We start from the raw sequence: 26,870 nt of genomic DNA on the forward strand, positions 1-26,870 counted from the left end.
TATGTCATAAAGTTGAAGGCTTATTTTCATTCGAGGGGCTGTGCAGTGGCGACGTTATCCAGGCTTTTTATTCATCCGGTGAAATCCATGCGCGGGATCGGCGTTTCACACGCGCTGGCCGACATGAGCGGATTTGCCTTCGATCGTATCTTTATGGTCACCGAACCTGACGGTACGTTCATTACCGCACGCCAGTTCCCACAAATGGTTCGCTTTACCCCTTCCCCGCTTTATGACGGTTTGCATCTCACCGCGCCGGATGGCTCCAGCGTGGTGATCCGCTTTGCTGATTTTGCGCCTGTCGAAGCGCCAACGGAAGTGTGGGGCAATCATTTTACCGCGCGCATCGCCCCGGATGACATTAACCGCTGGCTGAGGGGCTTCTTCTCCCGGGATGTGCAGCTGCGCTGGGTCGGCCCGGCGCTGACGCGGCGCGTTAAGCGCCACGAGGCGGTCCCGCTCTCATTCGCGGACGGCTTCCCCTTCCTGCTGACTAACGACGCCTCCCTGCGCGACCTGCAGCGTCGCTGTAAAGCCAGCGTCCAGATGGAGCAGTTTCGTCCCAACCTGGTTGTTACAGGCGCTGACGCCTGGGAAGAGGATACCTGGAAAGTGATCCGTATCGGCAGCGTGGTATTTGATGTCGTGAAGCCCTGCAGCCGCTGTATCTTTACCACCGTCAGTCCCGAAAAAGGCCAGAAACACCCTTCCGGCGAGCCGTTAAAAACCCTTCAGTCATTCCGCACAGCGCAGGACAATGGCGATGTGGATTTCGGCCAGAACCTCATTCCGCGCTCAAGCGGCGTCATCCGTGTGGGTGACGAAGTCGAAATTCTCGCCCGTGGGCCCGCAAGAGTATATGGCGCAGGTCAGGAAGAAGAGTTCGTCGACGTTGAGACGCCAGCCAGCTCGCCCGTAGACATTCACTGGCAGGGCACCGTTATCCGCGGCAACAATCAGCAGGTTTTACTTGAACAGCTGGAACAAGCGGGGATCCGCGTACCTTACTCCTGCCGGGCAGGCATCTGTGGGTGCTGTCGAATCAAGCTGGTCGAAGGGGAAGTCAGCGCGCTGAAAAAATCCGCGATTGGCGATGATGGTACAATTCTGTGCTGCAGCTGTATTCCGAAAACGTCGGTACAGCTGGAAGCTTAAACGGCCTGCTCGAGGCTGAAAGCGTCTACGCGTTGCTGCGGTTTCAGCCTGTCATTCATTACCTTAATGGCATCCCCCAGTTGCATCGTCCGCCCGGCAATGGTCACTCCGGGCTGGGCCAGCAGACAGAGTGCGGCATTTTCGCCAGGCTCAACCACCAGCAGGCTCACCTCTTCAGCGGTATCGCTCAGGTTTACGCTTGCCGCATCGCCGGTGGCGGGAGACCAGTTCATGCTGTGCGGTAAAAAATGCCAGCTTTTCGGCATTTGCGGTTTCAGGAATCGAATAGCCACTAACGCGTTTAATACCAGTTCGGCACGCTGCTCTTTAGAAAGCACCAGGTCGCGGCATTTTTCTTCAAAGGAGAAATAAAGCGCAGCGTCGTCAACACAAAAGCCTGACGGGGAGAAGGCGTCCGGGGTTAACATTCGGCGAGCAAAACGGGAACGAAACAACATACCATTGGCTAAATCGAGCATCATGCGATCATGCTCGTCACAAAAATACCAGCGCCAGTTATCGTCAGGTTTAATTCGCATGTTTCTCTCCCGTCCCCAAACTTCCTGTACTAAAAATGTCCTGTTCGCCGCTTCGTTTATAACACCATTAATAAAAGACTATAATGACTAAATAAGCAACAATGACGGAATATAAAACAACCAGGGCTGGAAATAAAGCCCTGGTTGTCTGATAAAGAGAAAAGATTAGATATGAGTAACGATTTCTTTAATCAGCTGCGGTCCTTTAAAAATAAAACCGGAATAGATTTGCACCAGTGAGGCACCCGCCGCCATCTTCTCGCGAGCCGCGATCACGGAGTCGATGCCACCGACGCCAATAATCGGCAGTCGTCCTTTTAATTCTGCTGACAGGGCACGAATAATTTCTGTGCTTTTTAATTGTACCGGACGTCCACTTAACCCACCCGCTTCGTCACAGTTTTTCATTCCCTGAACGAGCGAGCGATCGAGTGTGGTATTGGTCGCAATCACCCCGTCAATATTATGGCGAACTAAACTGTCGGCAACCTGGATCAATTCTTCAGCAGAAAGATCCGGTGCGATCTTAACCGCAACCGGAACATATTTATGGTGGATCGCCTGGAGCTCATTTTGTTTATTTTTAATGGCACTCAGAAGATCGTCCAGTGCTTCGCCATATTGTAAAGAGCGCAGACCTGGGGTATTTGGTGAGGAAATATTCACCGCAATATACCCCGCGTAGGCATAGACTTTTTCCATACAAATCAGATAGTCATCTTTACCCTGCTCTACCGGCGTGTCTTTATTTTTGCCAATATTGATGCCTAATACACCATCAAAATGGGCTTTTTTTACGTTCTCAACAAGGTGATCAACGCCGAGGTTATTAAAGCCCATGCGGTTGATCAGCCCTTCGGCTTCGACCAGGCGGAACAGACGCGGCTTATCATTACCTGTCTGCGGACGCGGCGTGACGGTACCGATTTCGATGGAGCCAAAGCCCATCGCGCCCAGGGCATCAATGCACTCACCATTTTTATCCAGACCCGCCGCGAGACCCAGCGGATTTTTAAAGGTTAGGCCCATGCATTGCACAGGTTTTTCAGGCACGTTTTGACGCACCAGTGCGGCCAGCGGCGTTCCGGTAATACGACGTAACTGCTGGAATGTAAATTCATGAGCGCGCTCAGGGTCGAGCTGGAAAAGGGCTTTACGAACGAAGGGGTAGTACATGAACTCTCCTGGATTCCCGGTGTGCAAACCGGGAGGGGATTATGTGCGATCCGGCCCGGAAAGGGAATTGACCTGTGGCAAAAAAAACACCGTTAGACGCAATCGTTTACCTCGCAGCCACGTTCTTATGCGCTTTTTCGCATTTTAATTGCAGATAAATCATTTAGTGGAATAACCGGGCAGTGTCACACTCCTGAAAATTGTTATGAATGTTAGATAAAAGCAAACAATTAGTTATAAGGAGCATGCATGCGCGTCATAACCCTGGCCGGAAGTCCACGATTCCCCTCTCGCTCCAGCGCACTGCTGGAATATGCCCGTGAAAAGCTCAATGCTCTGGATGTGGAAGTATGCCACTGGAATCTGCATAACTTCGACCCCGAGGATCTGCTCTACGCCCGTTTTGACAGTCCGGCGCTGCAAACGCTGACTGAACAGCTTAAAGGGGCTGATGGCTTAATCGTGGCGACGCCTATCTATAAAGCTTCGTTTTCCGGGGCCCTGAAAACCCTGCTCGATCTGCTGCCTGAACGTGCGCTGGACGGCAAAGTAGTCCTGCCACTGGCAACGGGCGGCACGGTGGCCCATTTACTGGCGGTGGATTATGCCCTCAAGCCGGTACTCAATGCGCTAAAAGCGCAGGAGATCCTCCACGGCGTCTTTGCCGACGACTCGCAGGTTATCGATTATCAACACAAACCTCACTTCACGCCGAATCTGCAAACCCGTCTCGACAGCGCCCTTGAAACCTTCTGGCATGCCCTGCACCGCAGAGATATCCACGCCCCGGCGTTTAACCATTCACAGGGAGTCGCCCATGTTTAAAAGATTAACCCGTCTCGGACTGGCCGGGCTGTTAGCGCTCACCTCGCTGGCCCACGCGGCAGAGACGGCGCCTGAACATTTACGCATCGGCTATCAGAAAGGCAGCGTCAGTATGGTGCTGGCTAAAAGCCATCAGCTTCTGGAAAAACGCTTCCCGAAGACCACATTCTCCTGGATTGAGTTCCCTGCTGGCCCGCAAATGCTGGAAGCCCTGAATGTCGGAAGCATCGACCTCGGCAGCACCGGGGATATTCCGCCAATATTCGCGCAGGCGGCGGGGGCCGACCTGGTTTATGTCGGCGTTGAGCCGGCCAAGCCGAAGGCTGAGGTCATTCTGGTCCCTGAAAATAGCACCATTAAGACGGTCGCCGATCTCAAAGGCCACAAGGTTGCATTCCAGAAAGGCTCAAGCTCACATAACTTGCTGCTGCGGGCCCTGCAGGAGGCGGGGCTTAAATTCACCGACATTCAACCCGTCTATTTGACGCCGGCTGATGCTCGCGCCGCTTTCCAGCAGGGCAATGTCGACGCGTGGGCTATCTGGGATCCCTACTACTCCGCAGCTTTACTGCAGGGTGGCGTGCGGGTATTAAAAGATGGCACCACGCTGAAACAAACCGGCTCGTTCTACCTCGCCGCGCGCCCGTATGCGGAAAAGAATGGCGCTTTTATTCAGGATGTTCTTAACACCTTTACTCAGGCGGATGCGCTAACGCAAAGCCAACGTCAGGAAAGCATTACCCTGCTGGCGAAAACCATGGGCTTACCTGAGCCGGTGATCGCGAGCTATCTCGATCACCGTCCACAGACCACCATTACCCCGGTGGACGCACACGTCGCTGCGCTGCAGCAGCAAACCGCAGATCTCTTCTATCAAAATCGCCTTGTTCCAAAAGAGGTGAATATTCGCGAACGCATCTGGCAACCCGCAGGCAAAGAAGGAACCAAATCATGAGTCTGAATCTTTTCTGGTTTTTACCCACCCACGGTGATGGACACTATCTTGGCACAGAAGAGGGTTCACGCCCGGTTGACCACGGCTATCTGCAGCAGATTGCGCAGGCAGCCGACCGAATCGGTTTTACCGGCGTACTGATCCCCACCGGACGCTCGTGCGAGGATGCGTGGCTGGTAGCCGCATCGATGATCCCCGTGACCCAACGCCTGAAGTTCCTCGTGGCACTGCGCCCGAGCGTGGTCTCCCCGACTGTCGCGGCGCGCCAGGCGGCAACGCTCGACAGGCTCTCTAACGGCCGGGCCCTGTTTAACCTGGTCACCGGAAGCGATCCGCAGGAGCTGGCGGGTGACGGCGTGTTCCTCGATCACACCGAACGCTATGAAGCGTCCGCCGAGTTCACCCGCGTCTGGCGACGTCTGCTGGAGGGGGAAACCGTCACCTTCGAAGGTAAACATATTCACGTTCGCGACGCCAGGCTCTACTTCCCGCCGGTGCAGCAGCCGCGCCCTCCTCTTTACTTCGGCGGCTCATCAGATGTGGCGCAGGATCTGGCGGCTGAACAGGTTGATCTCTACCTCACCTGGGGTGAGCCGCCCGAGCTGGTCAAAGAGAAAATTGCCCAGGTGCGCGCCAAAGCGGCAGCGCATGGTCGCAAGGTGCGCTTTGGTATTCGCCTGCATGTGATTGTGCGTGAAACCAATGAAGAAGCCTGGCAAGCGGCCGACCGGCTGATCGCGCATCTCGATGATGAGACTATCGCTAAAGCTCAGGCGGCGTTTGCGAAAACCGACTCCGTCGGCCAGCACAGAATGGCGTCATTGCACAACGGTAAGCGCGAGAATCTGGAGATCAGCCCGAACCTGTGGGCGGGCGTCGGTCTGGTGCGCGGCGGTGCGGGTACCGCGCTGGTCGGCGACGGTCCAACGGTGGCTGCGCGGATCAATGAATACGCGGACCTGGGTATCGACAGTTTTATCCTCTCCGGTTATCCGCACCTGGAAGAGGCCTACAAAGTGGGCGAGCTGTTATTCCCGCATCTGGATGTCGCCATCCCGGACGTACCGCAGCCCCGCCAGCTCCAGCTTCAGGGCGAAGCCGTGGCTAACGAGTTTATCCCGCGAAGAGCCGCACAAAGCTAAGGAGTTGCCATGTCTGCCCCCACACAAAAATGGTTGCTACGTGCCGCCCCATGGTTTTTACCCGTTGGCATTGTGCTTGTCTGGCAACTCGCGTCTTCTGCCGGCTGGCTGTCGAGCCGTATTCTGCCCTCTCCGGAGGGCGTAATAGAGGCATTCTGGTCGCTGAGCGTCAGCGGCGAACTCTGGCAGCATCTGGCCATCAGCTCATGGCGCGCGGTAATTGGTTTTTCGATTGGTGGAAGCATCGGCCTGGTACTGGGTCTGATCAGCGGGCTTTCTCGCTGGGGCGAGCGGCTGCTCGATACCTCCATTCAGATGCTGCGTAACGTGCCGCATCTGGCGCTGATCCCGCTGGTCATTTTGTGGTTTGGTATTGATGAGAGCGCCAAAATTTTTCTCGTCGCGCTGGGCACGCTGTTCCCGATTTACATTAATACCTGGCATGGGATCCGCAACATCGATCGCGGACTGGTCGAAATGGCACGCAGTTACGGCCTGTCCGGTTTTGCCCTCTTTATGCATGTGATCCTGCCGGGCGCCCTGCCCTCCATAATGGTCGGCGTGCGCTTTGCGCTCGGCCTGATGTGGCTGACGCTGATTGTGGCAGAGACCATCTCTGCAAACTCAGGGATTGGCTATCTGGCGATGAACGCCCGCGAATTTCTGCAAACGGACGTGGTGGTGGTGGCCATTATCCTCTATGCCCTGCTCGGCAAACTTGCCGACGTCAGCGCCCAGTGGCTGGAACGCAGCTGGCTGCGCTGGAATCCAGCCTATATTTCACAGGAGGCTAAAGCATGAATACTGCCCGACTGACTCAGGGTACACCGCTGCTCCTTAACGGTGTCACGAAGCGCTATGGCGAAAACACGATTCTCAACGCGCTGGATCTGCATATTCCTGCCGGACAATTTGTCGCCATTGTGGGCCGCAGCGGCGGCGGCAAGAGTACGTTGTTACGCCTTTTAGCCGGGCTGGAATCCCCCAACGGCGGCGAAATTCTGGCAGGCGCGACACCGCTGGCCACTATTCAGGATGATACCCGCATGATGTTTCAGGACGCGCGCCTGCTGCCCTGGAAAACGGTGATTGATAATGTCGGACTGGGCCTCAACGGCAACTGGCGGGATGAAGCCCGCCAGGCGCTGGCCGCCGTAGGGCTGGAAAACCGTGCGGGTGAATGGCCTGCGGCGCTCTCCGGCGGGCAGAAGCAGCGCGTGGCGCTGGCGCGGGCGCTGATACATCGTCCGGGTTTGCTGCTGCTGGATGAGCCACTCGGCGCGCTCGACGCCCTGACGCGAATCGAAATGCAGGACCTGATTGCCGCACTCTGGCAAAAGCATGGCTTTACGGTACTTCTGGTGACGCACGACGTGAGCGAAGCCGTCGCGATGGCAGACCGCGTGCTGCTAATAGAAGAAGGGAAAATCGGTCTTGATGTCACGGTCGATATTGCGCGTCCGCGCCGCGTAGGGTCGGCAAGACTGGCAGAGCTGGAGGCGGAAGTGCTGAATCGGGTGATGAAGCGCGGGGTCAGCGAGCGAGCGTTAATGACGGCTCACGGCTGACATCCTCCCTCTCCCACCGGGAGAGGGAGGATGGGTCTTTCGATCAGGCCAGTGCCTTAGCGATCTTCTCGTACAGATCGCCAGACAGGTTTTCCAGCCCTTTCAGTTGCTCAAGCGCAGCACGCATTTTCGCCTGGCGCTGTGCATCATAGCGTTTCAGACGGATCAGCGGCTCAATCAGGCGTGACGCCACCTGTGGGTTACGGCTGTTCAGCTCGGTCAACATTTCCACCATAAACTGATAACCGCTGCCATCTTCCGCATGGAACGCCGCCGGGTTGCTGCTGGCAAACGCGCCAATCAGGGAACGCACGCGGTTTGGGTTGCTCATGGTGAAGGAGCGATGCTTCAGCAGACTGCGTACATTGCTGAGGGCATCGGCCGCCGGGCTGGTGGCCTGCAGGATGAACCACTTGTCCATCACCAGACCATCATGATGCCACTTGTCATCGTACTCCTGCATCAGCGCATCACGGCACGGCAGTTCGGCGGCAACACTTGCAGCCAGGGCGGCCAGCGCGTCGGTCATGTTGTCTGCTTCGTGATACTGCTTGCTCACCAGCGTGTTTGCCAGCTCGCGCTCACCAAAGGCCAGATAACGCAGGCAGGTGTTACGCAGGGAACGTTTACCGATGTCAGCATGTTCCACACGATAAGCGTCAAGCTTATTGGCGTTGTAGATTGCGAGGAATTCGTCTGCAAGCTCGTTCGCCAGCGTACGGGTCAGCGCTTCACGCACCGCCACAATGGCAATCGGATCGATGATGTCGAACAGTTCGGCGATTTCGCCTGCGGATGGCAGCGTCAGAATTTCAGCCGCCAGCGCCGGGTCAATCTTCTCATCCAGCAGGACAGCGCGGAATGCGTCCGCAACGTGAACCGGCAGCGACAGCGGCTGGCCCTGCTGATGACGATTAACGTTCAGCTTGATGTAGGTCGCCAGCAGGCTTTGCGCCGCATCCCAGCGTGAGAAGTCATTGCGCGCATGGCGCATCAGGAACGTCAGTTGCTGGTCGCTCCACTTATATTCCAGTTTCACGGGCGCAGAGAATTCACACAGCAGCGCGGGAACCGGCTGGAAATAGACGTTATCAAAGATAAAGGTCTGTTCCGCCTGGGTCACGTTCAGGACGTGGTGGACCGGATGGCCGCCCTTCTGCAGCGGGATCACGTTACCCTCGTTGTCATACAGTTCAATACTGAACGGAATGTGCAGCGGGTGTTTTTCTTCCTGCTCTGCCGTTGGCGGCGTGCGCTGGCTGATGGTCAGGGTGTACTGCTCGGTTTCCGGATTGTAGTCGTCTTTGACGGTGACAATCGGCGTCCCGGCCTGGCTGTACCAGCGGCGGAAATGGGAAAGATCGACATTAGACGCATCCTCCATCGCCTGCACAAAATCGTCGCAGGTGGCTGCGCTGCCGTCATGACGCTCGAAGTAGAGCTGCATCCCTTTCTGGAAGTTCTCTTCACCCAGCAGGGTATGGATCATGCGGATAATTTCCGCCCCTTTTTCGTACACCGTCAGGGTGTAGAAGTTATTCATCTCGATGACTTTATCGGGACGGATAGGGTGTGCCATTGGGCTGGCATCTTCCGCAAACTGCAGGCCACGCATGGTGCGCACGTTGTTAATGCGGTTCACCGCACGGGAACCCAGATCGGAACTGAACTCCTGGTCACGGAAGACGGTCAGGCCCTCTTTCAGGCTCAGCTGGAACCAGTCACGGCAGGTGACGCGGTTTCCGGTCCAGTTATGGAAATACTCGTGTCCGATGACGCGTTCAATATCCAGGTAATCTTTATCGGTCGCGGTATCGGTACGTGCCAGCACGTATTTGGAGTTAAAGACGTTAAGACCTTTATTCTCCATCGCGCCCATGTTGAAGAAGTCGACAGCAACGATCATATAGATGTCGAGGTCATACTCGAGGCCAAAACGCTCTTCATCCCACTTCATGGAGTTGATAAGCGAGGTCATCGCCCATGGCGCGCGGTCCAGGTTGCCGCGGTCGACGAACAACTCCAGCGCGACGTCGCGGCCTGAACGGGTTTTGAACGTATCACGCAGCACGTCGAAATCACCCGCCACCAGCGCAAACAGGTAACACGGTTTCGGAAACGGATCCTGCCACTGTACCCAGTGGCGACCGTTTTCCAGCTCGCCTTCACCTACGCGGTTGCCGTTGGAAAGCAGGAACGGATAGAGGGTTTTATCGGCGATGATTTTCGTTGTAAAACGTGCCAGCACGTCCGGGCGGTCAAGATACCAGGTAATGTGGCGGAAACCTTCGGCCTCACACTGGGTGCACAGGGCCACGCCAGACTGGTAAAGCCCTTCCAGCGCCGTGTTGGCAGCCGGGCTGATTTCATTCACGATGCGCAGCGTAAAGCGTTCCGGCAGGTTGTCGATAACCAGCTGGTTGCCTTCTATTTTATAGTCAGACCATGCTTGATCATTGATTTGCACGGAGACCAGCGTCAGGTCTTCACCATCCAGACGCAGCGGCACAGCCGTCGCGCTCTGGCGCGTGAGCTGGCTTACCGCCGTGACAACGGTTTTAGTGGCATCCAGGTCAAAAGTCAGATCGATATCGCTAATCAGGTAATCCGGCGCACGGTAGTCGTGGCGGTATTTGGCTTGTGGCTGTTGTGTCATAGAAAACCTTATGCATCGTTTGTCGAATAACGAATCCAGTCTATTCCTGTTGTGTAAAACGCGCTATGCAGAATGTTCATCTTTTCAGGTACAAACACCTTTTTCGCTACATTTGTATAACACGGGGCACAAAATGCCCTCGACCATAAAGAGCGCTTATGTTGTGATCGGGGTTCAATAAATCACTAAACAAGGTATACTCCGGAGTTGTTTATTGTACTAAACGCTCCTGTGAGAGGATGCTACTGCGCACCTATGACTCAATTCGCTTCTCCTGTTCTGCATACATTGCTGGATACCGACGCGTATAAACTGCATATGCAGCAAGCCGTTTTCCACCATTACTATGACGTCCATGTCGCGGCGGAATTCCGCTGCCGTGGTGACGACTTGCTCGGTATCTACGCAGACTCCATTCGTGAACAGGTCGATGCTATGCAGCATCTGACGCTGCAGGACGACGAATATCAGTGGCTCTCTGGCCTGCCCTTCTTTAAAGCTGACTACCTGAACTGGCTGCGCGACTTCCGCTATAAGCCGGAGCAGGTGACCGTGGTCAATGATAACGGCAAGCTGGATATTCGTCTTGAAGGACCGTGGCGTGAAGTGATCATGTGGGAAGTTCCGCTTCTCGCGGTGATCAGTGAACTGGCCCACCGCTACCGTTCGCCGGAAACCGGCGTTGAGCAGGCGGTCGCGTCGCTGGAAAATAAACTGGCCGCATTCTCAACGCTGACCGAAGGGCTGGATATGTCCCGCTTCCGCCTGATGGATTTTGGCACGCGCCGCCGTTTCTCTCGCGAAGTGCAGCAGGCTATTGTGAAGCGTCTGCAGCAGGAGCCGTGGTTCGTGGGCACCAGCAACTACGATCTGGCACGTCGTCTGGATCTGACCCCAATGGGTACCCAGGCGCATGAGTGGTTCCAGGCGCATCAGCAGATAAGCCCGGACCTGGCAAACAGCCAGCGTGCCGCACTGGCCGCGTGGCTGGAAGAGTATCCCAATCAACTGGGCATCGCGCTTACCGACTGTATTACGATGGACGCGTTCCTGCGTGATTTTGGCCCTGAATTTGCCGAACGTTATCAGGGATTACGCCATGATTCCGGGGATCCGGTTGAATGGGGTGAAAAGGCCATTGCCCATTACGAAAAACTGGGCATTGACCCAATGACCAAGGTGCTGGTCTTCTCTGATAACCTCGATCTGGCAAAAGCGGTCGATCTCTATCGTCATTTCACCTCCAGAATTAACCTGAGCTTTGGGATTGGCACCCGTCTGACCTGCGACATCCCTCAGGTAAAACCTCTGAACATCGTGATAAAACTGGTGGAATGTAACGGTAAGCCGGTAGCGAAGCTCTCCGATAGCCCCGGTAAAACCATCTGCCATGACAAAGCCTTTGTGCGCGCATTACGCAAAGCATTCGATCTGCCGCAGATCAAAAAAGCCAGTTAACTGCTTTCGGGAGCCTTTCAGGCTCCCCTCTCCTCAATTTATTTCTTAATTCTTCTCTTTTGACTGCGAAATCTGCTTGTCTGATGGCGGATGCCAGGTAACATAGATATCCCCCCCAGTAAGGGTGGACAAGTGTTTATTTTTTCCGACTATTAACAGAGAGAATATTATGAGCGTTGTGCCTGTAGCCGACGTACTCCAGGGCCGTGTCGCCGTTGACCAAGAAGTCACCGTGCGCGGATGGGTGCGTACTCGCCGAGATTCTAAAGCTGGCATCTCCTTCCTTGCCGTCTATGACGGTTCCTGCTTTGATCCTGTACAGGCCGTCATTAATAATTCTCTGCCCAATTACAATGATGACGTTCTGCGCCTGACAACGGGTTGTTCCGTTATCGTAACCGGTGTTGTTGTGGCATCACCTGGTCAGGGTCAGAGTTTCGAAATTCAGGCCTCAGCCATTGAAGTCACTGGCTGGGTTGAAGATCCCGACACCTACCCAATGGCGGCAAAACGTCACAGCATCGAATACCTGCGTGAAGTGGCGCACCTGCGTCCACGCACCAACCTGATTGGTGCGGTTGCCCGCGTGCGTCATACGCTGGCACAGGCGCTGCATCGTTTCTTCGACGAGCAGGGTTATTTCTGGGTGTCTACCCCACTGATCACCGCGTCCGATACGGAAGGCGCGGGTGAAATGTTCCGCGTCTCTACGCTGGACATGGAAAACCTGCCGCGTACGCCAGAAGGTAAAGTGGACTATGACAAAGACTTCTTCGGTAAAGAGGCCTTCCTGACGGTTTCTGGTCAGCTCAACGGTGAAACTTATGCCTGCGCGCTGTCCAAAATCTACACTTTTGGTCCAACCTTCCGTGCAGAAAACTCCAACACCAGCCGTCACCTGGCGGAATTCTGGATGCTGGAGCCTGAAGTGGCGTTCGCAGATCTGGATGATGTCGCGGGTCTGGCAGAAGCGATGCTGAAATATGTCTTCAAAGCGGTGCTGGAAGAGCGTCCTGATGACATGAAATTCTTCGCAGAGCGTGTCGACAGCGATGCAGTCGCACGTCTGGAGCGTTTCGTCTCAGCAGATTTCGCGCAGGTGGACTACACCGACGCGGTGGCCATCCTCGAGAAATGCGGTGAGAAGTTTGAGAACCCGGTTTACTGGGGCGTTGACCTGGCGTCTGAGCACGAGCGTTACCTGGCCGAGAAGCACTTCAAAGCACCGGTTGTGGTGAAAAACTACCCGAAAGACATTAAGGCCTTCTATATGCGCCTTAACGAAGACGGTAAAACCGTTGCGGCGATGGACGTCCTGGCACCGGGCATTGGTGAAATCATCGGTGGTTCTCAGCGTGAAGAGCGTCTTGACGTACTGGACGCACGCATGGAAGAGATGGGCCTTAATCCTGCGGATTACAGCTGGTATCGCGATTTACGCCGTTACGGTACCGTCCCGCACGCCGGTTTTGGTCTGGGCTTTGAGCGTCTGATCGCCTATGTCACCGGTGTTCAGAACGTCCGTGACGTTATTCCATTCCCACGCACACCGCGTAACGCCAGTTTCTAATCGACTGAATAACAAATGGCCAGCAATTGCTGGCCATTATTTTATTCTGCATTGTCAGTTTTCGTCAGCGCAAAGTCAGCATTTTTAAACCACAACCCCGTTACAACCACTACCTGTTACGTTTTGTTTCCACGAAACATCTACGCACAAAAAATAAACCACATTCTTATTGCGCTTATTGCAATCTGAAGCAATAGCACAAAATTCAACCAGTTTTACAGCCATCCAGAAGTCTTTTTCGGGTCATAAGAAAAAATGAGCCGTTTGGCTTCTGTTTATACGAATTGCCTTTATCTAAATTAATTATAAGCTTTTCATATAGATATCAAAGCATCTGCCGTTTAATTCGCCAGTGGACGCTGAAATTTGAGGTGGTTCACAAAGTTCCGAAAAATACACATTTAGTTACACATGATTTCTTTTTGTAACTTAATCTTGAGAATTGTAGCACTTTCAGGCTAGCGAAACGGTTCTATGAATGGAAAGATGCCTGTCAGATACATAAAGACACCTAACTCTCATCAATAGTTCCGGAAATATTTATTGACAGAATTTATTGACGGCAGTGGCGAGTGTCATAAAAAAACCAATGAGGGTAATAAATAATGATGAAGCGCAATATTCTGGCAGTGGTAATCCCTGCCCTGCTGGTAGCCGGTGCAGCTAACGCTGCAGAAATCTATAACAAAAGCGGCAACAAACTGGATCTGTACGGGAAAGTGGTTGGTGAGCACGACTTCGTTACCTCTGGTGACAACACTGACAGCAACGACGCTACCTATGCTCAGATCGGTTTCAAAGGCGAGACTCAAATTAACGACCAACTGACTGGTTTCGGTCAGTGGGAATACCGTGCTCTGGCAAGCCAGGCAGAAAGCAACCAGACTCAGCGTACCCGTCTGGCGTTCGCCGGTCTGAAAGCAGGTGATGCAGGTTCCATCGACTACGGCCGTAACTACGGTATCGTATACGACGTAGAATCTTACACCGATATGGCGCCATCTTTCTCAGGTATGACCTGGGCAAACTACTCTGACAACTTCATGACTGGCCGTAACTCTGGTCTCCTGACTTACCGCAACTCTGACTTCTTCGGTCTGGTTGACGGTCTGAGCCTGGGCCTGCAGTATCAGGGCAAAAACGAGCGTACTGACGTGAGAACCGCTAACGGTGACGGTTTCGGTACCTCTGTAGGTTATGAGTTCGGTGAAGGTTTCGGCCTGATCGGCGCATACAGCAACTCTGACCGTACTGACGGGCAATCCGCAGACGGCAAAGGCGAGAAAGCGGAAGCATGGGCTGTTGGTGCTAAATACGATGCGAACAACATCTACCTGGCAACCACCTATGCTGAAACGCGTAACATGACCCGTGAAGACGACGGTTCTTTCGCAAACAAAACGCAGAACTTCGAAGTTATCGCTCAGTACCAGTTCGACTTCGGTCTGCGCCCATCCGTGTCCTACGTGCAGTCTAAAGGTAAAAACCTTGCACAACGTGGCACCTTCGCTGGCGGCGATGCTGACCTGCAGAAATTCGTTGAACTGGGTGCAACTTACTACTTCAACAAAAACTTCAACATCTATGTTGATTACCAGCTGAACCTGATCGACGACACCGACTACTCTCGTAGCGTAGGTATCGTGAACGGTAAAGACGACCAGGTTGCAATGGCTGTGACCTACCAGTTCTAATCAGTACACCACGTTGTTATATGCTTAATGAACAGGGCTTCGGCCCTGTTTTTTTTATGTCTGATAGCAAAAAATGGCGACTTTTGAAAAGCCGCACGCTTTTTGTCGCAAACGGTTGGCATTTTGTAAATCTACCGTTAACCTGATAGCGGATTTCACTTCTGTAATCACAATGGAACTTCGTCATGTTTGAGAACATTACCGCCGCTCCTGCCGACCCTATTCTGGGCCTGGCCGATCTGTTTCGTGCCGACGACCGCCCTGGTAAAATCAACCTGGGTATTGGTGTATATAAAGATGAAACCGGCAAAACCCCGGTGCTGACCAGCGTTAAAAAAGCTGAGCAGTATCTGCTGGAAAATGAAACCACCAAAAATTACCTCGGTATTGATGGTATCCCTGAATTTGGTCGTTGCACTCAGGAACTGCTGTTCGGCAAAGGCAGTGCAATTGTGAGCGACAAGCGTGCGCGTACAGCACAGACTCCTGGCGGTACCGGCGCGCTGCGCGTCGCGGCGGATTTCCTTGCGAAAAACACCTCTGTTAAGCGTGTCTGGGTGAGCAACCCAAGCTGGCCAAACCACAAGAGCGTATTCAACTCTGCAGGCCTGGAAGTCCGCGAATATGCTTACTACGACGCGGCTAACCACTCTCTGGACTTCGACGGTCTGCTGGCCAGCCTGAACGAGGCTCAGGCGGGTGATGTGGTGCTGTTCCACGGCTGCTGCCACAACCCAACCGGTATTGATCCAACGCTGGAACAGTGGGAACAGCTGGCGAAGCTCTCCGTAGAAAAAGGCTGGCTGCCGCTGTTTGACTTTGCATACCAGGGCTTCGCCCGTGGTCTGGAAGAAGATGCGGAAGGTCTGCGCGCTTTTGCTGCCGTGCATCAGGAACTGATCGTGGCAAGCTCTTACTCCAAGAACTTCGGTCTGTACAATGAGCGTGTCGGTGCCTGTACGCTGGTTGCGGCGAATACTGAAACCGTTGATCGTGCATTCAGCCAGATGAAATCCGTGATCCGCGCTAACTACTCTAACCCGCCTGCACACGGTGCCTCTGTCGTTGCGACTATCCTGAGCAACGATGCACTGCGTGCTATCTGGGAACAAGAGCTGAACGATATGCGTCAGCGTATTCAGCGCATGCGTCTGCTGTTTGTGAACACCCTTGCGGAGAAAGGCGCTGACCGTGACTTCAGCTTTATTATTAAGCAGAACGGTATGTTCTCTTTCAGCGGCCTGACCAAAGAACAGGTTCTGCGTCTGCGTGAAGAGTTTGGCGTCTACGCCGTGGCGTCTGGCCGCGTCAACGTTGCAGGCATGACCCCAGACAATATGGCGCCGCTGTGCGAAGCCATCGTCGCCGTGCTGTAAATTGCACCCATAAAAAAAGCCTGCATAATGCAGGCTTTTTTTTATTCTGGTTACCAGACAGGCATTTCGTCCTGAAGGAACGGGTTATGGAGTCGTTCATAACCCAGCGTCGACATCGGACCGTGTCCAGGGATAAACGTCACATCATCGCCCAGCGGCAACAACTTCTGTTTAATCGACTGAATCAGCTGTCCGTGGTCGCCACGTGGAAAATCGCTGCGTCCTACGCCACCTTTGAAAATCACATCGCCGGAAATCAGCAGACGGGACTGGTCATCAAAGAAGACAATATGGCCTGGCGTATGCCCAGGACAATGCAACACCTGTAAAGTCACATTCCCTACGTTAACGCGCTCTCCTTCATTTAGCCAGCGATCGGGCGTCAGGGGCAGACACTCATCAAGGCCAAACATGCGGCTCTGGGCTGGTAAACCCTGCAGCCAGAACTCATCTTCTTTTTCCGGACCGATCACAGGCACACCGAAGTGCTGTGCCAGCTCCGCCGCCGCACCAACATGATCAAGATGACCATGCGTCAGTAAAATCTGCATCAGCGTGACACCGCTATCAGCGACTTCCTGCTTGATTTTCTCAGCGTCACCGCCGGGATCGACAAGCGCGGCCAGTTTGGTTTGCTCACACCAGATTAATGAACAATTCTGGGAGAATGCAGTAACCGGAATAATACGATAGTTCATACTGCTCCTGTGTTTCGTTATTACCAGTGCCGGACCGGACCGGTATCAATATGCACAAAGTTGCTACTTGGGTAATATCCTACACCACCTGCGCGCATAGATAACGCAGCTTTGCGAATATTGGCTAACGAAACGCCTTCAATATGGAAATCCATTGCCTGTCCCTTCGTGTGATAGCTTTTTTTCGCTACCCCACGGCTGTGGGCGCGCAGTTCATTATTGGTATCAACAGAGCGATAACCAGAAATAAGCTGCACTGGCTTGCTGGTACCCAGCAGGCCCTGAAGGCGGAATAACTGATCAAACAGTCCTGGGTCGATGGCTTTTATTTTATTCGCGCGGAAATCACGGAAAAAATGGTTAAGTCTTGCTAATTCATCCTGAATATAGCCTCTGCCATCGAAGAACTCCGCTTTTAACGACTCACCGGTGTGGAGATTGTTGAGCGTTAAAACTCGCGGACGAGGTGTCGAGAGGGTGGCAAATGCTGGCGTCGGCAAGATGGCCGCTGCGCCGAGCGCAACACCACCTAACGCCAGCAGTTTGCGGCGATTAGCGTCAAATTTGTCCATGATAATCAGGTCTACAGGTCAATGTTTATCGTAAATATGCTTAGCGCACGAAGGGCACCTTAACTGGCAAAGCTGACTACGTCAAGGCACCCAACCCCAGTAAATACGCGGCCTCCAGCCATATAGCCCCGCATTCACCATTACTTACGACAACCTATTTTCCCGAACTGCTTCATTTACCTGATTAATTGTTCAGCTTTTGGCAAAATTTGTGCGCCGGATCGCGCCGTGAGATCATAATTGTAAATATCTGTACGATACTGCGTCCGCCCGTCCTCACCCACAAACGCCGTCAGATAATAAAGATTGACCGGAATATTATGACGAATATTAACGTAACGCGTATCCCCCTGCTTCAGGGCGTCAGAGATGCGCGTATCGTTCCAGCCTGCATCCTGCAACAGCATATTAGCCAGCTCCGAGGCTTTATTGACACGTACACAGCCTGAACTCAGCGCGCGGGTGTCTTTCTGGAACAGATTGTGGTTCGGCGTATCGTGCAGATAGATAGCATCTGAACTCGGCATATTGAACTTGTAGCGTCCGAGCGAGTTATGTGCACCGGGTGCCTGCTGGAACCGGAATGGCAGATTAGACGCGGTAATGGTTGACCAGTCGACCATATAGGGGTCTATCGCCTCTTTGCTGTTCCAGCCGCGCATTACCGTATAGCCATGGCGTTCCAGGTAGCCCGGATCGTTCCAGACCTTGGGCAGAATGTCTTTACGTGCCAGCGTCGGCGGTACGTTCCACGGCGGGTTAACCACCACGTTGTTCAGTGCACTGCTCATCATCGGCGTTTTGCGATCGGGACGTCCCACAATCACGCGTGACGCCAGCACTTCACTGCCGTTCTGGTAATAGACCAGCGAATACGCCGGAATATTCACCATGATGCCGGTAGAGAGAGTCCCTGGCAGCAAGCGTAAACGCTGGATATTGAGCGCCAGCACCCCTGCCCGCTGCGCAGGTGAGACGTTCAGCCAGTCGCGCGTTGACTGGCCAATCACGCCATCAGCACCCAGCCCCTGAGCAGCCTGAAACTGCTTAACCGCTGCAACCAGCTCCCGATCGTAGGCCGCGGGCTTATCACTCAGAACGGCGGCTTTTTTCTCTTTCACCGGGGCTGACGGGCTGACAACGACGCTTTGCGCATCGTCACCCGGCAGGGCAATTTTAGGCCCGCTATCCAGAATACCGGAGCGTTTGAGGATCTCACGCAGGGCAGGCACATCGCTGCTCCACTGTCCAGGACGCAGCGTCGCGGTACCACGCATCTGCGGCCATGGACGTGAATCCCCGACCAGTTCCAGAAGCGACTGATGCATGGTCGCGTATTGCGGATGTGCCGGCGCGAGGCTCGCAATAAAGCGCGGCAGATCGCCACTATCCAGCGCCAGTTGCCACTGGTTAATTACCGACAGTGCCGGAGTCGCCAGCTTGTAAGGCTTATCGCTGTACAACCAACGGTTACCATTGACCGGAATACCGGCCACAAACTGGAGATACCCCATCATGGCATCGGAAAGCACCACGTCCCGCGCCTGCCCGGTGACAGCAGGATCGGTTAAGAGCTCAACCCATTTTGTGAACTGCGGCTGGAACCCTGCAATGGCGACTTCTGCCAGCTGTTGCTGGAAGGCGCGCACCGCATCACGGTTTTCCCACATGGGTTTCATGTCACGCGCCGCATAGAGCAGCGTGAGCTGACTGGTATAGACAGGCGTGTAGCCTGCTGGCAGCCCAGACAGCAACTGCTGGCGAAGCGATTCCGCGTCGATGCCTTCTGGCAACGGTTTAATACCGGCCATGATGGCCGTCGCAGGAGACTGCTCCAGCGGTTGAGACAGCGACGTTGGCTGTGTGCCAGTCGTTGCTGTGCTGTCAGTCGGCACAATTTCAGGCTCGTCGGCCTGAGCGGTTAACAGTGGAGCAAACGTCACTGCCAGGCATAAACTTAGCGCAGACAGCTGACGACCACATTTTTTCTTTAGCAACATCCCTTGCCCCCTGTTTTCACGACATGCCCATTACGTTGGGGCTTTCTTTTATTATAGGGTGACGGCAAACCTGTTGCCTTACCTTATGTAAAGAAGTTTAAAGATAACGCAGCCTTAAACACAAGTTAAGCGAAAAAAAAGCGGCGCTGGTGCGCCGCTCACGGTTAGAAAACGCCTCAGGACGCGTCTGCCGTTGTTTCAGGTAAGGATTCTGGCGGCTGTGGGGCAAAACCACGTAACCCGACCACGTGAACGTGTTCGGTATTCTGGAATACCTTACGCACCAGTTTATACGTGGTACCTTTCTCAGGACTGATGTTCTCCGGCGCTGCGATAATGAGCTGCATATCAAGACGCTCACAGAGTTCAAACAGCGTGGCAATTGAGCGGGCGTCAAGACGCGCCGCTTCATCCAGGAACAGCAGTCGACATGGGGAGATATCTTTGCCGCGCAGACGACGTGCTTCATCTTCCCAGCTCTGGACCACCATCACCAGAATCGACATCCCGGTACCGATAGCTTCACCGGTAGAGAGTGCACCGGACTCCGCACGGAGCCAGCCGTCTGAACCACGGTTAACCTCCACTTCCATTTCCAGGTAGTTACGGTAATCCAGGAGCTCTTCACCAATGGTTTGCGGCGTGCGTTGCCCCATGTCAATCTGCGGATTAAGGCGCTGATACAGTTTCGCCAGCGCTTCGGAGAAGGTCAGACGGTTGCTGTTGAACAGATCCTGATGCTGTTCGTGCTGTTCAGACAACACTTCCAGCAGCGTCGAGTGCGCTTCACGCACGTTCACGTTCAGACGCACGCTGTTCACCTGACCAAACGATACGCTCTGCAAGCCCTGGTTCAGCTGGCGAATTCGGTTCTGCTCGCGCTGGATGGTTTTACGGATGATATTCGCCACGCTGCGGGAACTGATAGCCAGCTTCTGCTCGCGGGAGGTCAACTCTTCCGTCAGGCGGCCCAGTTCGATTTCCATCTGCTCAATGGCTTCGACCGGATCGTCGGTACGAATGATGTCCTGACGAATACGCTCACGCAGGTGCTGATAAACGGCCACGAAGAACTGGATCTTACGCTCAGGGCGTTTCGGATCTTCGGACATACGCAGCACATCGCGCAGGTGTTCGTTATCCGCCACCGCCAGACGCAAGGCACCCAGCGCCTTATCCGACATAGAGCGCAGTTCATCCGCAGAGAGATAGGCCAGCTCGCGACGATGCAGACGGCGTTCAACGTTATTGTCTTTCACCATCCGCATGACGGCGCACCAGCCCGCCTTCGCGGTCACGACCTGCTCACGCATTTCGTGATAATCACGCTCCAGCTTGCGCAGGCGACGAGTCAGGTTATCCATTTCCGCTTCACAGAAGGTCAGCGCTTTTTCCAGCTGATTACGACGTACGCGGTTATTACTGAGCTGCGCATGCAGTTCATCACGACGGATACGCGCCCGCTCTTCTGCTCCGCTGTCAGCACGGACGCCAATGTCCTGTAACTCTTTCTGAAGATCGTTTAACAGCTCTTTCTTGGTGTCGAAGGAGCTTTTCAGCGAGGCCAGGACCTGATTGTACTGGTTCAGCTGTGCCGAGTGGCTACGCATCGCATCACGGGCGCGAGTACGTTCCGCTTCAGCCTGTTCAAGGCGCTGACGCAGCTTCTCATTGAGATCGCTGTTACCGCTCAGCATCTCCGCGGAATCGGAGTAGCCGAAGTGGGCCCGGCGCTGCACCACTTCCGTCAGGGCAAACGCCTGCTGGCGCGCTTCGCGCTGCACCTGCTGCGACCAGGCGTAATCTTCTTTTAACTGCTCGAACTGCTCCGGATCGCTCTGCAACACGGAGACCATTGGTTCGAGCTTCGCCAGCTGATTACCGTACTGCTGAACAAAACGTGCCGCTTCCTGAGCTTCATCCAGACGTTCCTGAATCTCATCCACGCGGTCAGCCAGCGTGTCATCTGCCAGCAGATTCAGGCGAGGCAGGATGCGGTTAAGGGCCGCAACGCCCTCTTTCGCCTGTTCGAACTGAACGCGACTTTGCTGGTTGTCATTTTCATGGTTTGAGATCGCACGCTCAAGCTCGCCGCGACGGGTGTTGAGCTTGCGAATTTCGGCTTCCGGGTCAGCTTCAAACGCCACGCCCAGATGGCTGCCGATAAAGCGGCTGAACGCCTGATGAAGACGCTGAGTTTTCTGCACGTCAAACGACAGGGTCGCAAAACGTTCAGACAGCGTCTCACGCTCGGCGTGCAGACTTTCAATCCGGTTTTCACGCGCTGCGCGACCAAACAGCGGAAGCTCAGGGAAGCGAGAATAACGCCACTGACGATCGGCGATTTTGACGACAACCGCTTTTTCCAGCTCATCGACGCTGAATACGCTGTCATCGAACGACTGCGGGTCCCCTTCGATTAAATAGAGGTCTTCCGGGCAATCTTCCAGTCCTGCCAGCTGGTCAGCAATCAGCGACAGATCCGGGACCACAATCGCGTTACGTGATGGGCCATACAGGGCTGAGAAGTACGGCGCATCGTCCAGACCGACATCGTCATAGATTTCGGACAACAGCACGCCGCCAAAACGTTCAGCCAGAGCGTTCAGACGCGAATCTTCCGAACCACCAGGCTGGCTTAAGCGCTCAATCTCTTCATCGATCTCGCGTTTACGGGCGCCGACTTCATCGCGCTCAACAATCGCCTCGCGCTCGCGCTCAAGCAATTGTTGCAGATATTCGGTCACGTCCTGGCTGGACTCAAACTGTTCGCCGCACTGTTCACTGAGCTGGTTCAGGCTGCTTTGGGCAGCCAGCCAGACTGGGGCACGCTGCAGCAGCACCTTAGAACGGGACTGAAGCTGTTCCATCTCCTGGCGCAGCGTCATGCGCTGTTCACTGGCGTTGGATACGGAATCGGAAAGCGCAGCAATACGCGCTTCGAGCTCCTGATGCAGAGCTTCAAGATCATCGAAATCGTAATTTTTGCCCTGGCGCTTACAGAACTCCGCCAGCATACGCTCGGCTTCCTGCTGTTCGCGAAGACGCTGTTCCAGTTCGTTCAGGCGCATACGCAGCGGCTGAACCTGCTCGGCCAGATGGCGCTGGTTCACACCGTCGCGCAGCAGTTCACGGGCAACTTCCCACGCTTCGTTACGCGCAAGCGGTCCGTTAATTGCCACAACCAGCTGGTACGCTTGCTCAAACTGACTGTGCGCCGTTTGCGCGACGCTCATCTTCTGTTCAAGCGAGAGCAGTTTCTCGGTCGCTTCCTGCTCTTTGGCCTGGAAGGTATCCAGCCACTGGTCAGCGCTTTCCGGGGTGAGGTCAGGCAGATGACACAGCTCTTTTGCACGCTGTAACGCCTGAAGTGCCTGGGTATACTGAATTGCACGCGTCTGCTGCACATCCAGCGCCTGCTGGTAATCGGCCAGCTGATTTTTCAGCTCATCCACTTCCAGCTCGGCGGCCTCAGCACGTGCCTCGTTCTCTTCCTGCATGTCGGCAGCTTCCGCCACCACTTCATTTTGCTCTTCGAGACGAATTTGCAGCTCATCGAGATCCGCTTCGTAGCGCTCGATCTTCTCCTGCTGACGCAGGGCGGTCTGCACCAGGTTCAGGTGATCGCTGGCAGCCTGGTAATCGGCTTCCAGATCGCCTTCGGCACCGTTGTGCTCGCCCAGTTCACGCGCCATTTCGACGTGCTTATACTGCTCAGCCACCAGCTGTTTACGGGAGGTGAACAGTTCGCGGCGGTACTCTAACGCCTGATCGAGATGGACACGACGTTCATTGGCGTGACGCATATAGTCCGCCGCCACGTAGTTGGTGGCCTCGCTAATCAGATGCTTAAACAGGTCACGGTCAGACTGCGTCACGCGAATGGCTTCGAGCGTCATGCGGTTTTCACGCAGCGCAGCTTCCATATCCTGGAAGGCCTTACGCACGCCGCTGTTTTCCGGTAACAGGTAGTCGCGCAGGGAGCGGGTAATGGCGCTGGAGATACCACCGTACAGCGATGCTTCGATCAAACGGTAGTATTTGCTACGGTCAGACGCGCTGCGCAGACGACGCGCCACAACGCCCAGATCGAACATCAGGGAGTGGTAATCCGTAATGGAGTTGAACTGCTTGAACTGCACGCCTTCGATGGTTTCGAGCTTATCTTTCAGCTCCTGCAACGTCAGCACGCGCGCCTGGCGCTCATTCAGGGTTTCCGTCAGCAGCGCTGTGGGCTGCATGGAGGTTGGCAGACCCTGGATGGCAAACGGTTTAATGTCCACTTTACGGTCACGGCCTGCGACCTGCTGCAGACGTACCCCCACCACCACACGCTGATGTCGGGAGTTAATCACGTCCAGAACCGAATAACAGACGCCTGCTTTGAGCTTACCGTGCAGGCCTTTATCGCGAGAGCCGCTGGTCGCCCCCGCTTCGGTGGTGTTACGGAAATGGAGCAGCGTCAGATCGGGGATCAGTGCCGTAACAAACGCCGCCATGGTGGTGGATTTACCCGCACCGTTACCACCGGAGAGCGTCGTAACCAGCTCATCCAGATCGAACGTCCGGGCAAAGAAGCCGTTCCAGTTAATCAGCGTTAGTGAGCGAAATTTACCGCGTTCAATCATTACTCTTCCTCCCCGCTATCCGGCAGATTCTCTTCATGCTCATCATCGAGCTGCAAATGGTTTTCCACCGGCATCGCTTCACCGTCGCGGATCATGCGAAGCTGCGCTTCACGCGCATCGTCGCCCGCACGCACATCGGCGCCGAAGCGGAAGACAGATTCCGTGATGCGGAATTTGCTGCTGTCATGGCCCATAAACCAGACCATGCCCAGACGACGCAGTCGGTTAAGGGAAGAGCGAACTTTTTCCTGCAATTTCTGGCGGTCAAGATCCGAGCCGGTGGAGCGGTTATTCACCAGCTTAAGCAGCTTGCTCTCATCCGCCAGCGCCAGCAGCTCGTCGTAAAGCTCCTGCTGGGTGAAGATGCCTTCATTTGCCAGACGCTCCGGGCTGAGATAGAGGTAACAAAGAATTTTGCCGACCATCATATCCAGCTCAGAGAGCACGGAACGCGGAATCAGGGTTGTGGAACGTGGACGCAGGTAGAAAAACCCTTCCGGTGCGCGGATGAGCTCCACGTTATAGCGGGCGTAAAACTCTTCCAGGTACTCCTGGAAGTCCATCAAAAAGGCGTGATTGTCCAGCTCGTCTAAGCCAATGTGACGACCGGCACGCAGTTGGCTGTCCAGCGCCGGAAACAACGGATTCGCCAGCGCCTGTGCCAGCTTAACTGGCATCACTTGTTCAATATTTGTCAATGACATGCGCCTGTACCTTGGCTCCGTAATCGTTAATCGGCTGCCACTTCGGCGGCAGCCCGGTGAAATCTGCTTGCGCGACGCCCAGACGCACGGCCTGGTCTACCACGATGCGGGCGATGTCGAAGTGGCGCGCGCGAGGATATTGCGCCAGATAGTCGCGCACCACGAGCCCAAGATCCAGCGGCACTTGTCTGGTTTTGTAGACAGCGAGCTGTTCTTCGATCATCGCCGCAAGTTGCTCACGAATTTCGTTGAACTCTTCATATTCCAGATCCGGTGGCAGTTCACCGGTCACTTCTTCATCGCGCAGGGCCATCTCTTCGTCGCGCATATCCAGCAGACGATCGGCACTGGCGTAAGTCAGCGCCCATGGCGCATCGAAATAGGTCTGTACCGACTGGCGCAGACGCTGAGCAAAGACGCGGTTTTTATCCATATCGATCGCGGTACGGATAAATTTATGCACGTGACGGTCATAACCGATCCACAGGTCAATCGACTGCTGACCCCAGCTAATAATACGATCGAGTTTGCTCTGCAGATCGAACACCAGACGGTCAATAAAATGCAGATCGTCATGGGCCATGGTCGCATCCTGGATGCGCAGCAGGTTCGCCTGAAGCTTATCCCCTGCCGCTTCCAGCGTATCCTGCAGTTCACGCAGCGTACCCGAGGTTTCCGACAGCAACATTTCACAGCTGGAGATGGCCGCACGCCAGTCTTTATTCAGCAACTGTGCGATATCGTCTTTTACCTGTTGCTGCTGTTCATCCATCAGACGCTGGGTCAGATCGATGCTGTCGAAAATCTCTGCCACCGAATATTTCAGCGGCGCATAGACGTTACGGTGCCAGTGGAATTCGTCACCGTTTTCATCCGCTGCATCGGCGGCGCGCTTAAGTTCACCCGCCACAATCGAGAGCTGCATGGAAAGACGCAGCGTGGAAAATTCACGCTGGCGGATGTAGTAATCGGTGATGCCAATACCCAGTGGCGTCAGACGATAGATGGCGTTTCCTTCCGCCTGCTCGCTGGTAAAGCGGTTCAGCAGACGTTGACGCACCATATCGTTGATTGCGTTGTTGGCACGCACGCTAATGGTTTCGCTGGTTTGCTCAAACGCATCACTGACATGGCGGAACGCATCCACCAGTTCACCCTCGCTCATTTCGCCATCCAGCCGTTCGCCGTTCAGCGTGGCAACCGCCAGCAGGAAAGAGAGTCTGTCTACCGGCAGCGAGATGGAGAAATCGTTTTTCCTGGCCCAGGCAACCAGTTCGGGGACTGTCTGGGAAAATTCACTCATAGGTTATCCTTGCATCTGCGGCTTGTGCGCGGTGACGTGAATATAGCGGCCAAGACTGACAAAAGGTTCCTGACGGCAATACCGCGTTTCCAATTCTGTTAAGGTGTCAAAACAGTCACGCTGTTTGTGTTTTTCACGCAGATAATCATGAAACACCCTGACGCCCGTTTTCCCGGTTATCTGCCAGCCAATCTCTTCCAGCCAGCCATACACCTGCTGCGGATCGCGCGGATAATCCGGGGAAAGCGTGCGTTTTTTCTTTTTTGGCATCCCGACCTGAACATAGTCGAAGTTACCCGCAACCATGTTGTGCATCAGGAAGCCGTTAGCATTGTAGAACATCAATGACAGCGTACCGCCCGGGCGCAACATCGACCACAGGGTGCGTAACACGCTTTGCGGATCGGCAACCCACTCCAGCACTGCATGAAACAATATCAGATCAACCTGGGTTTCCAAATGCTGTGCGATGTCCTGAGCGGCGCATTGTATAAAATGCATGTTGTCGCTCACACCTTTCTCTTCTGCGGCACGCGTCGCACGCGCGATCATCTCAGCAGAAAGATCGCAAAGCGTTACGTGATGACCGCGCTGGGCCATTTTAATAGCCGTCTGCCCTTCACCGCCGCCAGCGTCCAGCACGCGCAACGTTTGCCCCTCAAACGAGGCCAGGATGTTGTCCAGATCCTGCCAGAGGATCGTCTGACGCAACTGCCCTTTCGTGGTGCCATAAATGTTGCGCGAAAACTTTTCCGCGATGTCATCAAAATTGCGATCCCGCATTGGGAGAGTTCCACTCGCTAACTGCAAAACCGCTATTTTGTCACACCCGCGCGGAGAATGAACCTCTC

At 54.6% G+C, this 26,870-nt stretch carries 20 protein-coding genes; 10 read left to right on the forward strand and 10 right to left on the reverse strand.

The features are described from left to right. Nucleotides 1-45 precede the first annotated feature (45 nt). Nucleotides 46-1,155 (forward strand): YcbX family protein, encoded by a 1,110-nt coding sequence (locus tag QLG09_RS14560; protein WP_049022592.1) that lies wholly within the window; start codon nt 46-48, stop codon nt 1,153-1,155. Here QLG09_RS14560 and zapC read toward each other — a convergent pair. Together zapC and pyrD are read right to left on the reverse strand one after the other, a co-directional pair. Next, nucleotides 1,152-1,694 (reverse strand): cell division protein ZapC, encoded by a 543-nt coding sequence (gene zapC, locus QLG09_RS14565; RefSeq protein WP_014169420.1) that lies wholly within the window; start codon nt 1,692-1,694, stop codon nt 1,152-1,154. The two genes, QLG09_RS14560 and zapC, sit on opposite strands and share 4 nt — an antisense overlap. A 165-nt stretch (nt 1,695-1,859) precedes the next feature. Beyond that, entirely contained in the window at nt 1,860-2,870 is a 1,011-nt protein-coding gene (gene pyrD / locus QLG09_RS14570) for a quinone-dependent dihydroorotate dehydrogenase (protein WP_068794468.1), read from the reverse strand. 249 nt (nt 2,871-3,119) lie between these two features. On the opposite strand from pyrD, the gene ssuE reads away from it, so the two are divergent. Genes ssuE through ssuB form a run of 5 tightly spaced genes read left to right on the forward strand, consistent with a single transcriptional unit; the run spans nt 3,120 to nt 7,360 of the window. After that, nucleotides 3,120-3,695 carry an NADPH-dependent FMN reductase gene (gene ssuE, locus QLG09_RS14575; RefSeq protein WP_014169418.1) on the forward strand — a complete coding sequence of 192 codons (576 nt, stop codon included), beginning with the start codon at nt 3,120-3,122 and terminating at the stop codon, nt 3,693-3,695. Then, entirely contained in the window at nt 3,688-4,650 is a 963-nt protein-coding gene (locus QLG09_RS14580; RefSeq protein WP_014169417.1) for a sulfonate ABC transporter substrate-binding protein, read from the forward strand. The genes ssuE and QLG09_RS14580 overlap by 8 nt, the downstream gene beginning before the upstream one ends. Further along, nucleotides 4,647-5,792: an FMNH2-dependent alkanesulfonate monooxygenase gene (gene ssuD, locus QLG09_RS14585; RefSeq protein WP_014169416.1), complete on the forward strand. Its 1,146-nt coding sequence runs from the start codon at nt 4,647-4,649 to the stop codon at nt 5,790-5,792. Before QLG09_RS14580 ends, ssuD begins: the two co-directional genes overlap by 4 nt. Before the next feature lie 9 nt (nt 5,793-5,801). Next, the gene (gene ssuC, locus QLG09_RS14590) at nt 5,802-6,593 is read left to right on the forward strand and encodes an aliphatic sulfonate ABC transporter permease SsuC (RefSeq protein ID WP_014169415.1); all 792 of its coding nucleotides are present in this window, start codon (nt 5,802-5,804) and stop codon (nt 6,591-6,593) included. After that, nucleotides 6,590-7,360 (forward strand): aliphatic sulfonates ABC transporter ATP-binding protein, encoded by a 771-nt coding sequence (ssuB, locus tag QLG09_RS14595; RefSeq protein ID WP_025204544.1) that lies wholly within the window; start codon nt 6,590-6,592, stop codon nt 7,358-7,360. The genes ssuC and ssuB overlap by 4 nt, the downstream gene beginning before the upstream one ends. A 43-nt stretch (nt 7,361-7,403) precedes the next feature. On the opposite strand, the gene pepN is transcribed toward ssuB, so the two are convergent. Then, nucleotides 7,404-10,016 (reverse strand): aminopeptidase N, encoded by a 2,613-nt coding sequence (pepN, locus tag QLG09_RS14600; RefSeq protein ID WP_244047854.1) that lies wholly within the window; start codon nt 10,014-10,016, stop codon nt 7,404-7,406. Between the two features lie 255 nt (nt 10,017-10,271). On the opposite strand from pepN, the gene pncB reads away from it, so the two are divergent. The 4 genes from pncB (at nt 10,272) to aspC (ending at nt 16,114) form a co-directional block, all read left to right on the forward strand. Next, nucleotides 10,272-11,474 (forward strand): nicotinate phosphoribosyltransferase, encoded by a 1,203-nt coding sequence (gene pncB / locus QLG09_RS14605; RefSeq protein ID WP_020884806.1) that lies wholly within the window; start codon nt 10,272-10,274, stop codon nt 11,472-11,474. A 169-nt stretch (nt 11,475-11,643) separates the two neighbouring features. Next, on the forward strand, nt 11,644-13,044 hold the full coding sequence (gene asnS, locus QLG09_RS14610; protein WP_032677806.1) for an asparagine--tRNA ligase: 1,401 nt from the start codon (nt 11,644-11,646) through the stop codon (nt 13,042-13,044). A gap of 605 nt (nt 13,045-13,649) precedes the next feature. Next, the gene (locus QLG09_RS14615; RefSeq protein ID WP_020884808.1) at nt 13,650-14,738 is read left to right on the forward strand and encodes a porin; all 1,089 of its coding nucleotides are present in this window, start codon (nt 13,650-13,652) and stop codon (nt 14,736-14,738) included. 185 nt (nt 14,739-14,923) lie between these two features. Then, complete coding sequence (gene aspC / locus QLG09_RS14620) at nt 14,924-16,114, forward strand: aspartate transaminase (RefSeq protein ID WP_020884809.1); 1,191 nt, start codon at nt 14,924-14,926, stop codon at nt 16,112-16,114. A 50-nt stretch (nt 16,115-16,164) separates the two neighbouring features. On the opposite strand, the gene QLG09_RS14625 is transcribed toward aspC, so the two are convergent. From QLG09_RS14625 to cmoM, 7 genes are all read right to left on the reverse strand, one after another. Further along, nucleotides 16,165-16,812 (reverse strand): MBL fold metallo-hydrolase, encoded by a 648-nt coding sequence (locus QLG09_RS14625; RefSeq protein WP_020884810.1) that lies wholly within the window; start codon nt 16,810-16,812, stop codon nt 16,165-16,167. A gap of 20 nt (nt 16,813-16,832) precedes the next feature. Then, a complete protein-coding gene (locus tag QLG09_RS14630) occupies nt 16,833-17,384 on the reverse strand; it encodes a YcbK family protein (RefSeq protein WP_014169403.1) in 552 nt (183 codons plus the stop codon). A gap of 176 nt (nt 17,385-17,560) precedes the next feature. After that, entirely contained in the window at nt 17,561-19,384 is a 1,824-nt protein-coding gene (ldtD, locus tag QLG09_RS14635; RefSeq protein WP_014169402.1) for a L,D-transpeptidase, read from the reverse strand. Nucleotides 19,385-19,560: 176 nt separating this feature from the next. Further along, on the reverse strand, nt 19,561-24,012 hold the full coding sequence (gene mukB, locus QLG09_RS14640) for a chromosome partition protein MukB (protein WP_282489013.1): 4,452 nt from the start codon (nt 24,010-24,012) through the stop codon (nt 19,561-19,563). Next, nucleotides 24,012-24,716, reverse strand: a complete 705-nt coding sequence (gene mukE, locus QLG09_RS14645; RefSeq protein ID WP_014169400.1) for a chromosome partition protein MukE — start codon at nt 24,714-24,716, stop codon at nt 24,012-24,014. The genes mukB and mukE overlap by 1 nt, the downstream gene beginning before the upstream one ends. Next, on the reverse strand, nt 24,697-26,019 hold the full coding sequence (gene mukF, locus QLG09_RS14650) for a chromosome partition protein MukF (RefSeq protein WP_014169399.1): 1,323 nt from the start codon (nt 26,017-26,019) through the stop codon (nt 24,697-24,699). The genes mukE and mukF overlap by 20 nt, the downstream gene beginning before the upstream one ends. A gap of 3 nt (nt 26,020-26,022) precedes the next feature. Next, entirely contained in the window at nt 26,023-26,802 is a 780-nt protein-coding gene (cmoM, locus tag QLG09_RS14655; protein WP_032677804.1) for a tRNA uridine 5-oxyacetic acid(34) methyltransferase CmoM, read from the reverse strand. Nucleotides 26,803-26,870 lie beyond the last annotated feature (68 nt).

The organism is Enterobacter sp. V89_11 (genome assembly GCF_029967775.1).
Lineage (GTDB): Bacteria > Pseudomonadota > Gammaproteobacteria > Enterobacterales > Enterobacteriaceae > Enterobacter > Enterobacter ludwigii.

Excerpts from the sequence above, each read along its gene's own strand:
- zapC (WP_014169420.1), bottom strand. The coding sequence starts at position 1,694 with ATGCGAATTAAACCTGACGATAACTGGCGCTGGTATTTTTGTGACGAG.
- pyrD (WP_068794468.1), bottom strand. The coding sequence starts at position 2,870 with ATGTACTACCCCTTCGTTCGTAAAGCCCTTTTCCAGCTCGACCCTGAG.
- ssuE (WP_014169418.1), top strand. The coding sequence starts at position 3,120 with ATGCGCGTCATAACCCTGGCCGGAAGTCCACGATTCCCCTCTCGCTCC.
- QLG09_RS14580 (WP_014169417.1), top strand. The coding sequence starts at position 3,688 with ATGTTTAAAAGATTAACCCGTCTCGGACTGGCCGGGCTGTTAGCGCTC.
- ssuD (WP_014169416.1), top strand. The coding sequence starts at position 4,647 with ATGAGTCTGAATCTTTTCTGGTTTTTACCCACCCACGGTGATGGACAC.
- ssuC (WP_014169415.1), top strand. The coding sequence starts at position 5,802 with ATGTCTGCCCCCACACAAAAATGGTTGCTACGTGCCGCCCCATGGTTT.
- ssuB (WP_025204544.1), top strand. The coding sequence starts at position 6,590 with ATGAATACTGCCCGACTGACTCAGGGTACACCGCTGCTCCTTAACGGT.
- pepN (WP_244047854.1), bottom strand. The coding sequence starts at position 10,016 with ATGACACAACAGCCACAAGCCAAATACCGCCACGACTACCGTGCGCCG.
- pncB (WP_020884806.1), top strand. The coding sequence starts at position 10,272 with ATGACTCAATTCGCTTCTCCTGTTCTGCATACATTGCTGGATACCGAC.
- asnS (WP_032677806.1), top strand. The coding sequence starts at position 11,644 with ATGAGCGTTGTGCCTGTAGCCGACGTACTCCAGGGCCGTGTCGCCGTT.
- QLG09_RS14615 (WP_020884808.1), top strand. The coding sequence starts at position 13,650 with ATGATGAAGCGCAATATTCTGGCAGTGGTAATCCCTGCCCTGCTGGTA.
- aspC (WP_020884809.1), top strand. The coding sequence starts at position 14,924 with ATGTTTGAGAACATTACCGCCGCTCCTGCCGACCCTATTCTGGGCCTG.
- QLG09_RS14625 (WP_020884810.1), bottom strand. The coding sequence starts at position 16,812 with ATGAACTATCGTATTATTCCGGTTACTGCATTCTCCCAGAATTGTTCA.
- QLG09_RS14630 (WP_014169403.1), bottom strand. The coding sequence starts at position 17,384 with ATGGACAAATTTGACGCTAATCGCCGCAAACTGCTGGCGTTAGGTGGT.
- ldtD (WP_014169402.1), bottom strand. The coding sequence starts at position 19,384 with ATGTTGCTAAAGAAAAAATGTGGTCGTCAGCTGTCTGCGCTAAGTTTA.
- mukB (WP_282489013.1), bottom strand. The coding sequence starts at position 24,012 with ATGATTGAACGCGGTAAATTTCGCTCACTAACGCTGATTAACTGGAAC.
- mukE (WP_014169400.1), bottom strand. The coding sequence starts at position 24,716 with ATGTCATTGACAAATATTGAACAAGTGATGCCAGTTAAGCTGGCACAG.
- mukF (WP_014169399.1), bottom strand. The coding sequence starts at position 26,019 with ATGAGTGAATTTTCCCAGACAGTCCCCGAACTGGTTGCCTGGGCCAGG.
- cmoM (WP_032677804.1), bottom strand. The coding sequence starts at position 26,802 with ATGCGGGATCGCAATTTTGATGACATCGCGGAAAAGTTTTCGCGCAAC.